At 68.4% G+C, this 12,398-nt stretch carries 6 protein-coding genes; 1 reads left to right on the top strand and 5 read right to left on the bottom strand.

The features are described 5' to 3' along the window. Window positions 1–5: 5 nt before the first annotated feature. The 4 genes from NFL01S_RS02995 to NFL01S_RS02980 all read right to left on the bottom strand — a co-directional run bounded on the left by NFL01S_RS02995 (window position 6) and on the right by NFL01S_RS02980 (window position 11,200). Window positions 6–1,400, bottom strand: coding sequence for a condensation domain-containing protein (locus NFL01S_RS02995; RefSeq protein WP_062971093.1), 1,395 nt, complete (start codon window positions 1,398–1,400; stop codon window positions 6–8). Window positions 1,401–1,410: 10 nt separating this feature from the next. Then, on the bottom strand, window positions 1,411–2,856 hold the full coding sequence (locus tag NFL01S_RS02990) for an MFS transporter (protein ID WP_062971090.1): 1,446 nt from the start codon (window positions 2,854–2,856) through the stop codon (window positions 1,411–1,413). After that, window positions 2,853–9,917 (bottom strand): type I polyketide synthase, encoded by a 7,065-nt coding sequence (locus NFL01S_RS02985; protein ID WP_084492347.1) that lies wholly within the window; start codon window positions 9,915–9,917, stop codon window positions 2,853–2,855. The genes NFL01S_RS02990 and NFL01S_RS02985 overlap by 4 nt, the downstream gene beginning before the upstream one ends. Window positions 9,918–10,156: 239 nt before the next feature. Next, on the bottom strand, window positions 10,157–11,200 hold the full coding sequence (locus NFL01S_RS02980; protein WP_245670484.1) for an alpha/beta hydrolase: 1,044 nt from the start codon (window positions 11,198–11,200) through the stop codon (window positions 10,157–10,159). A 273-nt stretch (window positions 11,201–11,473) separates the two neighbouring features. Between NFL01S_RS02980 and NFL01S_RS02975 the strand changes: the two genes are divergently transcribed. After that, window positions 11,474–11,974, top strand: coding sequence for an SRPBCC family protein (locus NFL01S_RS02975; protein ID WP_062971390.1), 501 nt, complete (start codon window positions 11,474–11,476; stop codon window positions 11,972–11,974). A gap of 36 nt (window positions 11,975–12,010) precedes the next feature. Here NFL01S_RS02975 and NFL01S_RS02970 read toward each other — a convergent pair whose 3' ends face one another. Beyond that, window positions 12,011–12,388, bottom strand: coding sequence for a hypothetical protein (locus NFL01S_RS02970; protein WP_157116183.1), 378 nt, complete (start codon window positions 12,386–12,388; stop codon window positions 12,011–12,013). Window positions 12,389–12,398 lie beyond the last annotated feature (10 nt).

Genomic DNA, 12,398 nt, shown 5'->3' with positions numbered 1-12,398 from the left:
CCGGCCTACCCGCGTTCGGTCGCGGCTGCCCGGATGATCCGGCCCAGTGTGTCCAGATAACGCCGCACCGACTCGTGCGCGACGGGATTGTCCGGGTATATCACGCTGATCGTGGTTTCGGCCGGCAGCCGGTTGACCCAGATGAGGGCTTCCTCGCTGGGCGCGCGATTACCGTACAGACCGCTGCGGGCGATATCGAAGAACTCGCTACCGGCGAAATCGCGGGCATCGACATAGGAGATCATCGGGTTGGACCAGTTCGGCCCGACCGCGATACCGCTATCGGCCGGCGCCAGCTCGAGCACCCGGTGGATAGTCGTGGTCTTCAGCCGCATACCGTTCTCGTAGGCCCGCTGGGCCCGCGCCACCGTCCGTTCGAACGTGGCACGTGTCCCGATCGGGAACGCGACCGGAACCAGGGCCACATACCAGCCGATGGAGGCCATCTCCTCGAACGTGGCCCGGGTGTTGAGCGGTGTGATGCCGAAATAGTAGTCGCTGTCGGCGAGTTCGCGTTCGGCCAGCGCCGCCGCGGCGAACACCCCACCGGCGAACTCGCCGCCGTTGTCCCGGCAGACCTTCTCGAAACGAGCCGCCGCGTCCTCGTCGAACAATGTGACCGTGCGATGGGCACTGTGGTGTGTACCGCCGTCGCGGAGTCCGAGATCCAACGGGAACGACGGCAGTTCGCCGTCGTTGCCGCGCAGCAGCCGCAACCAGGTCGCGACCTCGGGGGAGCCGAGCGACAGCCGGGCCGAGGCGGCGCGTTCGCGGGCGCAGTACTCGGTGTAGCCGGCGGGCTGGAGGATGGGTGGCGCCTGGTCCCAAGCGTGCTTGGCATACAGGCAGGCCAATTCGAACGACGAGATGTGCTGGCCCACACCGTCGGTGTGCAGATGATCGATCGCCATGAACACGGTGGTGGATTCGTCGTGTTCGACGGCCCAGAAAGTGAAACAGTCCCACCGGGTGGGGCCGGGAGTGCGTGTCTGGGCGAGCTCCCGGATCGCCGCGGCGTCGTCGATCGGCCCGTGATCGACGGGCGCGAATTCGATCTCGCCGGGTGCCATCAGATGCCGCCGCAGTGCGCCGTCGGGTTCGAGGGCGAACCAGCTGTGGAAAGTATCGTGCCGGGTGAGGAATTCGTTGACTGCCAGGGTCATCGCCGCGCGGTCGAGCACGGCGGGGACCTCCGCGGTGACCAGGCACAACCCGGAACCCCGGTAGCCGGTACCGGTAGTACGATGCGCCTGTCTCAGATAATGCTCCTGCTGATGCGACGGCGGCGCGCTGTGTATCGGTGCGGCGGCGGCCGCGGCCCGCGCGGCGGAGGTCGCCTCCCAGCTCACCACTCGTCCGGGCGCGGGATTCCATTCGTCGATGAGTCCGAAATCGACCATCTCGTATTCCTCAGTTCATCGCCGGCGCGCGTGCCGTAGCGGAATTGTCCGGCGTGGCCGGTTCGGGAAGGGCCAGGGTGACGGCGGCCAGCACCAGCGCCAGTACTGCGATCGCCGACAGCATCACGGTGCTGCCGCCGAGCGTATGGGCGCGGAAGAACGCCGTCGCCAGCAGGGCGAGACCGACGCCGTTGCCGATCTGCTCGATGGTGGGCACCAGCCCGGAGGCCTCGGCCATCTGCGCGTCGTCGAGACCGGACAGCATGAGGGGTTGCAGGGGTACCGCGAAAACCCCGGCGCCGAAACCGCACAGGAACACCGGTGCGGCGCACAGCAGCATATTCACCTGCCCGCCGGTGATGTTCACATACACGACCCCCACGAGCACACACGCCGCATACAACACGAGACCGCCGGCGAGCACCCGTACCCCCCACCGTCTCACCAGAATCGGCGACAGCAGGGCTCCGGCGCCGGCGCCGAGCGCAAACGGGGTCATCGCGATCCCGGTGCGCAGTGCCGAGAACTCCAGCACATTCTGCAGAGTGATGGAGATGGCGAAGACGAAGGCGGTGAACAGCCCGAAGAAACCGGTGATCACGATCGAGCCGACCGCGAAACCACGGTCGGCGAACAGGTCCAGCCGTACCAGCGGCCCGGTATCGCGCCGGGTTGCGGCGCGTTCGTGGAGCAGGGTGAGCGCGCCCAGCCCGAGCGCTACCACGACGATCAGGCACGGAATCGGGCGCCAGCCGTGCAGGTGGATCTCCGAGAGCGCGTACAGGAGCGCGAACAGTGTGACCGCGCACAGCACCACGCCGGGGAAATCCATCGGGACCCGCCGCGGCGGCGTCTCCACGCGCAGGAAACGCCAGGCGAGGACGAAGGTCACGACCCCGAGCGGCAGATTCATCAGGAAAATACTGTGCCAACCGAGCCCGCCGATATCGGCGGTGACCAGGGTGCCGCCCAGTATCGGCCCGAGCAGGCCCGCGAAACCCGAGGTGGCGCCGTACAGAGCGAACACCTGAGTATGCATCCGGCGCGGAAACAGGGCCGTGAGGATCGCGATGGTCTGCGCCGCCATCCCGCCACCGGCCACCCCCTGGACGATCCGCGCCAGAACGAGCTCACCGGCACTGCCGGCCGTACCGCACCACACCGACGCCGCGGTGAACGCGACCACCGCGAACAGGAACATCCGCCGCCGACCGATCCGGGCGCCCAGCCGCGCAGCGGCAAGGAGTGTGCACGCGAAGGCCAGCGAGTACCCGGACACGATGAGCAATTGCTGCGCGGAACTCGCGTGCAGATCGGCGGTGATTTCGGGTAGCGCGGTGTTGACGATCGTCACGTCGATCATCTGCATGAACACCGAGAGCAGACAGCCGGCGAAGGCCGCCCACGCGCCCGCCCCGGTGCCGGTGCGGGCGTCGGCCGTAGCGCCGTTGATCATCGAGGAGCCTCCCTGCCGAACAACACGCCGTTGCTCGCCATGGGCTCGGTGCCGTCGGTCGCTACGGCTTCACGGCTCTCGGCTGTTACGGGCTCGGCGTCGTTGCCTGCTGCCGGATCACCGCCGTTGCCTGCTGTCGACCCGCTGCTGTTGCCTGCTGCCGGCGCGCCACCGTTACCCGTTGCAGACTCGGCGCTGCTGGCTGCCACGGGGGCGCCGTCGTGACCGGCTGCCGGTCCGCCGCCGTTACCTGACGCCGACCGGCCGTTGTTGTCGGTTAGCGCCCCGCCGCCGGCGTGTGGTGCCGGCCCGGCGTGATCGTTTACCGGCCTTTCCCCACCGTGGGCTGCTGTCGATTCGACGTGGTGTTCCGCCGCCGGCGTATCGTCGCGGCTGGTGATCGCCGCACTGCTGTTGCCCGGCTGCGCGCCTCCACTGCCCGGCGCCGGTGGAAGACCACTGGTGCTCGCCGCCGCTGTGTACGCCTGCGGTGCAGTGCTGTTCGGCGTGCGAGCCACGCCGTCGCCGTGTACCGGGCCGCTGCTGTCGGCCTTCCGGTTGCCGTCGGGCGCGCCGTCCGCCCGGCCACCGCCCGCTGCGTTCACGTCCCCTGACCCGTTGCCGAGGCCGGCGGCGGCCTCCGGATTCCGGACGGTGGCCGCCTTCGCGGAAGTGAGGGGCGCGGCATCAGGAGCCCCGCCCGGCCCGGGCGCGGCACCCGGCAGAGACGCCGCAAACCCGGCCGCCGGATCGGTGGCCAGAATCAGCTCGGCCACTTTGGGCCCCGCCTGCTCGAGGGTGAACGAACGCCCCATCTGCAGCGACATGAGCTCGATGCCGAGCTGTTTGCTGACCCGGGAACCGAATTCGACGGCCATCAGCGAATCCAGGCCCAGTTCGGTGACCGGGACGGTCAGGTCGATGGTGTCGGGTTGTACCCCCATGACGACGGCCAGTTGGTCGGCGAGCATCCGGGCCATGGCCTGCCCGCGTTTCCCCTCTTCGAGCGCGGACAGGTCGGCTTTCAGTTTCGCCAGCATCGAGTTGTCCTGGACCGCGGCAGCGACGAGCGCGGCGAGCCGTCCGGTACGGCTCATCTGCGGGAACGCCGCGGTGAGCTTCGACCAGTCGGTGGGGATGACGGCGGCCCGGGTGACACCCAGTCGTAGGGTCTGTTCCAGGTAGAGGGTGCCGTCGGCCATATCGATCGGCCCGAAACCTGCCAGTTCCAGATATTTCGCGACCTTCTCGTCGGCGGCCATACCGCCGGCGGCGCCGGACATATGACCCCAGCCCACGCACAGTACGCGTTCCCCGGCCCGCGACCATTCCTCGGCAAGGGCTTCCACGGCGAGGTTGGCAGCGGTGTAGTTGTACTGACCGAAGATCCCGAACATCGACCCGCCGGAGGAGTACAGCACGAACATATCCGGTCGTGCTCCGGCCCCGGTGACCGCGTCGTGCAGTATCCGCGCGCCGTGTACTTTCGACCGGTAGACCCGTGCCAGCTGCTCGGCGTCCATATGTTCGACCCGGTTGTCCGCGACCGCACCGGCAGCGTGGAACACACCGCGCAGCGGATATCGCGGATCGTGGGCCCGGGCCACCAGCGCGGTGACCGCGGCGGCGTCGGCGATATCGGCCCGTTCCTCGATCACGGTGACCTCGGCGGCCCGCCACGCGGCCAGTTGCCGGCGGGCCGCGGGTGTGGCGGCACCACTGCGACCCACCAGCACCAGCCGGCGCGCGCCCTTGGCGACGAGCCAGGTCCCGGTGGCCATGCCGAAACCACCGAATCCGCCGGTGATCAGATAGGTTCCCGCCGGGTCGATCGCCAGTTCGGGCAGCATCGGCCGGACCGGCGGGGCCTCGTCGGACAGCGACAGCGCGATCCGGCCGATCTTGGTCGAGCGGATGGTGTCGTCGAATGCCTTGGCGACCTCATGTGTTCCGTACAGCTCGTAGGGGAGCGGCCGGTATTCGCCGGTCTGGAACTTTTCCACCACCCGGCGCAGCAGGTCCGCCAGCTGCAGGGGCCGGAACCGGCACATGCGGTCGAGGTCCATCGAGAAGTAGGACAGGTTCTGGTCGAATACGGCGAGTTCGAGCAGGCCACCGGTGTAGATATCGGCCTTGCCGACCTCGACGATGCGCCCGAATTCCCGGATGGCCTTGAAGTTCTGCCGCAGGGCCTCACCCGGCGCCGAACTGAGAATCACGTCCACCCCGGCACCGTCGGTGAGGGCCAGGACGTCGTCGGCGAAGTTGAGCGACCGCGAATTCAACGCGTGATCGGCGCCGAGCTCGCGGATATGTGCCCGCCGCTCTTCGGTACTCGCCGTCCCGATGATCCGTGCCCCGCGCGCCTTGGCCACCTGGATCGCCGCGGACCCCACACCGCCGGCGGCACCGTGGATGAGCACGGTTTCGCCGGGTTCGAGACGGGCGAGGTCGAGCAGGGAGTATTCGGCCGTGCCGAACGCGGTGGTGCTGGTGCACACCGCAGGGTCGGTACCGGCGGGCAGCGGAATAACCGCGGTACGGTCGACGATGTGGTAGCGCCGCATCATGCCTTTCGCCGCCAGCGCGACCAGATCGCCGACCGCGGTATCGGTGACCTCTGTGCCGACCCGGGTGACGGTACCGACACCTTCCATTCCAGGGCTCGTGCCGAAGAAGGTGTCGGCGAGTTCGCGTTCACCGAGAATCCCCATGACCTTGAGCGGGTCCTTGTAGTTGAGACCGATGATGCGCATCCCGACCTCTACCTCGCCGGGCCCGGGGTTCCGCCGCGTCGTACGCCGCCAGGCCAGTGCGGAGAGCAGTTTCGATTTCGGGATCTCGAGCTCGAAATCGGCCTCGGGATCGGTGAGCGGTTCGGCGGTTTCCAGAAGGTCGATACGTTCCTGCAGCGGGGTGGTGATCCGCGGCAGCCAGCGTGCGCCTGCGCGCAGCAGCACCTCGTCGGAGTTGTCGTACCGGAATGCGCCGGGAATGCCCAGTTCGGTGACGAGGTCCTCGATGGATGTACCGGGTTCGGTATCGATGAGCCGCCAGCGCAGCGCAGGCTGTTCGTTCAGCAGCACCCGCCGTGCGCCGGCGAGCGCCGCCTGGCGCGAATCCGGCACCGCCGGGGTATCCGGCAGGGCGAAGGCGTGCTCGGTGACCAGCGTGACATGGCAGGCACCATCGCCGATACCGACGATCGGGGTATCGCCTTCACCGGGTGCGGCGAATTCGTGGGCGGCGACCGCGAGTCGTTTCAGGGTCCACAGATCGGCCAGATCGTCCTCGATACGTCCGGCCACGATCACCAGGTGGACGCGGTCGGTCCCGGGATCTTCCGTGCTCGTGCGCAGTAGCTCGATGAGCTCGGTCTCGAGATCGGGGTCGTCGCCCGTGGTGAGCCGGTACCGGGCACCGGGCAGGGTTTCGGCCAGTACCCGGGCGCGGTCGCTGTCGCCCAGCGCGAGAACGACGGTCGCCGGAGTACCGGTCTCACCGAGCGCCGCGGAATCGATGGGGTCGGCTGGCTCCATGGTGTCGGAGTAGTAGAAGTCGGCCATCCGCTGCAGTGGGCTGCCGCCGGGAGTGAGGGCGCCGAGGCGTACCCCGATCAGGTGCAGGCACAGCGTGCCGTCGGCGCCGAGCAACCGCACATCCGCGAGGCGCCCCGTTTCCGGATCACGCCGCGCGACAACGGTCACCTCCTCCGGCAGCTCCCGGTACATCCGCACGGCCTCGACCCCGACCGGGACCATCGCCCCCTCGCCGAGCCCGTCCTGCGCGAACAGCAGTGCCACGGTCTGCATGGCAGCGTCGACCACCGCGGGATGCGCGAGATGTCCGGAGCCGGCGGCGATGGTCGCGTCGACGGTGGCAACCACCGCATCGCGTCCGGCACGCACCGCCGTGACCCGCCGGAAAGCCGGACCGTACTGCAGTCCGCGCGAGGCCAGGGCCGCATAGAACAGTTCGGGTTCGAAATCGACCGCGGACTCCGGTTCCGGCACGGTATCCACGATCGTCTCGTAGCTGCCGTTGAGGATGCGTCCCGTGGAATGCACCGTCCACACCGATCCGGTGGCGCTGCGCGACCGGATCAGGAAACGGCCGCCGCCTTCTTCGACACCCAGTTCCAGGAACGGCACATCCGGTTGTGCCATGACCATCGGCGCCACGAACCGCACATCCTCGAGCGCGATCCGTTTGTCACCGGAGCGGGTGGCGGCCGCACTCAACGCCGCGTCCAGATAGGCCGCGCCGGGCATGATCCGCATCCCGCCCACGACGTGATCGGGCAACCACGGCAGCAGTTCGGTCCCGACCTGCAGCATCCAGCCCGGCCGGCCTTCCATGTCCGGGTCGCCGAGCATCGTGTAGGTGCCGGGACTGCCGAGCCGCAGCTGTTCGAACAGTGGCAGCGGATTGTGCAGCCGGGTGTTCTGCCATGGATACCGGGGGAGCGGGAGATGTTCGGTGGCGGGACGGTCCGGCGGAAACAGTGCCGCGATATCGAGGACGCCGGCGGCGTACACACCGGCGATCGCGCGGCGGATACTGTCCGCGTCGTGGGCTTTCCGGTTCAGGGTGGCGACCGTCGCACCGTTCTCGCCGGCGGCGAGCAGCACCTCCCGGATATTTCCGGACAGCACCGGATGCGGCCCGACTTCGACGAACACCCGATGCCCTGCGGAGACCAGCCCGGCGATCGCGTCGGCGAAACGGACCGGCTGCCGGACATTCGCACACCAGTACTCGGCATCGAAACCGTCCTCGGCCTCCACCACCGCCTGCGCGGTCACTGTGGACACCAGCGGAATCCGCGGCGCCTGCGGGGAAAGTTCCGCCAGCACGGTACGCAATTCGCCGAGAATCGGGTCCATGAACCTGCTGTGGTAAGGCACCTCGACCCGCAGCGCGCGGGCGAAGGCGCCGTCCTCGGTGACCTTTTCGGCGATCTCGTCGAGACGGTCGACATCACCGGCCAGGGTGAGCGATCCGGGACTGTTGACGGCCGCGATATCCACCGAGTCGGCGTCGCCGATGTACTCGCGGACCTTCTCCGCGCCGGTGCCTACGGCGAGCATGCCACCCGTCCCCGCGGTGGTGGCCTGTAGCCGGGACCGGTGGTAGGCGACGGTGACGGCTTCGCGCAGGGTGAGCATCCCGGTCACATATGCGGCCGATACCTCGCCGACGCTATGGCCCACGATCCGCGCGGGAGTGATGCCGTACTGCGCGAGTTCGGCCACCAATCCGACTTGCACCAGAAAGTTCGCCGGTTGCGCGACCTCGGTCGCGGTGACCCGGGACTCCTCCTCGGGGCGTAGCAGTTCCTCGAGGATCGACCAGCCGGCCACTTCGGTGAACGCGGTGTCGACGGTACGTGCGGTCGCGGCGAAAACACCGTCGGCGGCGAGCAGGTCGCGGGCCATACCCCACCACTGCGGCCCCATCCCGGAGAAGACGAATACCGGTTCGTCGGTGCGCTGGGACACGGTGCGCACCGCATCGCGCCCTTCGCCGCCCGCGTACTGCCGCAATTCCGCGGTGAGTTCCGCGCGTTCCCGCAGCGGTACTCCGGTGCGGAACTGGTGGTGCGCCAGCCGGGTCCACGCGGCCTCGGCCAGGTGATCGGGGTCTGCGCCGGCCTCGAGGAGATCGGCGAACCGGCCGGCCATGGCACGAACCGCGGGAGCGCTGCGCGCCGACAGCGGCAGCACGCCGAGATGGTGGCGTTCGCGGTCCGTCGGGGGAGCGGCGGGCGGCCGGAACTCCTGCAGGATCGTGTGCGCGTTGGTGCCGCCGTAGCCGAAACCGTTCACCGCGATCGTCATCGGGCCCGCGTCCGCAGGCAGCGGCTGCGGTTCGAGCTGGATATGCAGATTGAGATCGGCGAACGGGATATCGGGGTTGGGTTCGTCGAGCCAGCCCTGCGGCGGGATGGTGCGGTGATGCAGGGCCAGCGCCGATTTGATGACACTGGCGATCCCGGAGGCGGCCTCGGTATGCCCGAGCGTGGCCTTCAGCGAGCCCACGCCGAGCGTTTCCGGACGGCTCCCGGCAGCGCCGTAGACCGTGCCCAGAGCGCGCAGTTCGATCGGGTCGCCCACCGGTGTGCCGGTGCCGTGTGCCTCGACATACGTGATCTCTTCGGGCGTGAGCCCCGACCGCGCGCAGACCGCCCGGGCGAGCGCCTCCTGGGAATCGGCGTTGGGCACGGTAATGGCCGCGGTGCGCCCGTCCTGGTTGGATCCGGTGGCCTTGACCACCGCATAGACCCGGTCGCCGTCGCGCACTGCCTCATCGAGTTTCTTGAGAACGACGATGCCACCGCCCTCGCCGCGGCCGTAGCCGTCCCCGGACGCATCGAAGGATTTGCAGCGGCCGTCGGCGGCCAGGAAGCCGCCCTTGCACATCATGACGAAGGTTTCCGGCTGCAGCATGACATTCACACCGCCCGCCAGGGCCATCGTGCAGTCGCCGTTCTCCAGCGCCTGACACGCCAGGTGGAACGCCACCAGCGAGGAAGAACAGGCCGTATCGATGGTGAGTGCGGGCCCGACAAGGTCTAGGGCATAGGCGATCCGATTCGACAGCATGGTGTAGGACGCCGAGGCCGCAGTGTGCATATCCACATGCGCCAGCGCCGGCCCCACCACACCGACCACGGACTGGTCGACCACGAATCCGCCGATATAGACCCCCACCGATTCCCCGCCGGCCTTCCCGGCGACCCCGGCATCGTCGAGTGCCTCCCAGGTGACCTCGAGCAGGAGACGCTGCTGCGGGTCGAGGCCGGTGGCCTCGCGCGGGGAGATCCCGAAGAAATCGGGATCGAATTCCCAGGGGTCGGTGGTGAGGAACGCGCCCCGTTTGGTGTAGCTGCGGCCCGGTGTGCGTTTTTCCGGGTCGTAGTAGCGCCGGTAATCCCAGCGGTCGGCGGGGATCTCGACGACGGCATCGCGTTTGCCGGCCACGAAATCCCAGAACGATTCCGGAGAGTCGATTCCCCCTCCGAATCGGCAGCCGATTCCGACTATGGCAATGTCCGACATCTACGTGTCCTCCCGGATCCGGGTGAGCTGCGGTATTCGCCGCCGACGCCGCCGGAAACATCAGTTGCGATGAAAGTCCGGCAGAAATGCCAAAGGTTCGCAAAAAATCCGGTGCCGCTACGGCATTGAGGCCGACGCTACCGATGCCGTTCGAGTGTCTGGAACTGCTTCCGGACAACCTTCCGTCACGACACAAGTGGTCACCGGCCGAATTGTGAAGTAGCCCAGCATGCCTGTGTTCACCTCCGCAGCGCCGCCGCGAACAGCGGCCACGAATCATGCAGTTCCCGCTGCCAGTATCCCCAGGAATGCGTACCGTCGGGTCGGAGCGCCACCGTCGCCGGGATGCCCAGCTCGTGCAGGCGTTCACCGAGCCGGGCCGTGCATTGCGCCGCGACGGTCTCCAGGGCGCCGCCGATCAGCAGCTGGTCGAGCAGTTTGCCCGGGTTACGCCGAATACCCGGGCCTTCCAGGGTGTCGAGAGCGCCGGGCGTGCCGGTTCCGGCGGAGACATACAGGGCGAGTCCGCGTAACTTCCCGGCGTGCAGGAACGGATCGTTGTCCGACCACGCAGGGTCTTGCGGCGGACCCCACATATTGAGTGGATTCCCCCCATTGCTGCGCACCACCACCTCGACCACCGCGCGACCCTGTGGATCACTGGTCCGGACACAGCCGCTGTAGGAGCCGAGCGCGCGGTACCGGCCGGGAGCGGCGAGGGCGAGCTGAAACACCGACGCCGCAGCCATCGAGACCCCGGCGAGTGCATTGGCGCCGCTGCCGCGGTAGGCGGCGTCGATCAACGGCGGTAGTTCCGCGGTGAGGAAAGTGGACCAGCGCTGGCGGCCCAGGACGGGATCGTCGCCACGCCAGTCGGTGAAATAACTACCCGCACCACCGATCGGGTTGACGACGGTGACCTGTTCGGAGCCGAAGAACTCGGCCAGATCGGTGCGGTCGAACCAATTGCCCCCGTCGCTGCCGCCGGTGATCCCGTTCAACAGGTACAACACCGGCGCCGCGGCCGTGGAGTCTTCGGCCGGTAACACTCGTACCGGGATCTCGCGGCCCATTGCGGCCGAGTACACGGCCAGTTCGACCGCGCGCCCACCGAGTGGCCGGGTACCGGTGATCCGGGGTTCCGGCGTCCCCGGCCGGCCGGGGATGGTGGGCGCGGCCGGGTGGTGAGGCGCGGCCGAGCCGGGGGAGACCGCGACCGGCACAAGAGCGAGCATGACCACGAGGACGAGCAGGATCCGGCGCGTGCGGCGTGGAGGACGCATCGCCGGAAGTTATTGCGTCCGGTGGGCTGCCGGGCGGGGTTCGGCCCAACTCTGTGACGCGGGCCAGCACGTGGCGGATTTTCCTGCCACCGGTCCCAAGCCGTCCACACCGGCGGACGACCCCGGAGTTATGGACATACGACTGGACAGGTGTCACCATCGGTGCGCAGCCGGTATTCCGTGGCTGTGCCGATCGAGGAGAGGAAGGCGCGTGGAAATCCGTGCGAATCGGGGACCGGAGCACAGGATCGGCGGTGGCCGGCGATGAGCACCATGCGTCCGTGTGAACGGGTCGGGGTCGAATTCCTCGAGAATGCGCCGGTGCGGTGCAGTAACAGCGTGGACCTGGCGATCACTCCCGAGCAGCTGTTCGAGGTGCTGGCCGATGCCGAATCCTGGCCGCACTGGGCGAGCGTGATCACCAAGGTCACCTGGACCAGCCCGGAACCCCGTGGCGTCGGAACGACCCGGGTGGTCGATATGCGTGGCGGGCTCGTCGGTGACGAGGAGTTCCTGGTCTGGGAACCCAACACCCGGATGGCGTTCCGGTTCAACAGTTGCTCCACCGCCGCCCTGGGGGCCTTCGCCGAGGACTACCGGATTGAGCCGACACCCGAGGGCTGCCGGCTCACCTGGACCCTCGCGCAGCGCCTGGCCGGCCCTGCCCGCTTCACGGCGTTCGCGGCGACACCTTTCATGAATATGGCGTTCCGCCGGTTCCTGGCCAACCTGCGTCGCTACACCGATCGCCGGTTTGCCCCCGCGCAGCCCTGAGTGCGCCCGGGGCGGACTACACGGGTCCGCCCCGGGTCAGCCCATCAGCAGGGAGCCCGCAAGCCAGGCGGCCAGCACCAGTACGACCCCGATCAGCGCGCCCGGATACAGCGCACGCCCACTGCGTGCCGCGTTCACCGATGTGGCGGCGCCGATCAGGAAGCCGAAGCAGCCGCCCAGCACGATGATCCAGTTTCCGGTACTCGGATCGGTACTGCAGCCGGCGCGCCCTTCGCAGACGCCGATCGCCAGCAGGAACCACGGGGAGATGACCACCGAGACGATGGCCAGCGTGGCGAGCAGGAACCACAGCAGCGCGGTGATCACCAGATCGGGCCCGCGCGGAGCGGGTAGCGGCGCGCCCCGGCCGTAGGCCTCGTCCGGGATGGGGGCGACGGGGTAGTCGGTGGACATCTGATTCGGG

This window comes from Nocardia flavorosea NBRC 108225 (assembly GCF_001613385.1).
Classification (GTDB): domain Bacteria; phylum Actinomycetota; class Actinomycetes; order Mycobacteriales; family Mycobacteriaceae; genus Nocardia; species Nocardia flavorosea.
Note: the sequence above shows the minus strand (reverse complement) of the source record. Positions and strands in the feature narration are given on the sequence as shown.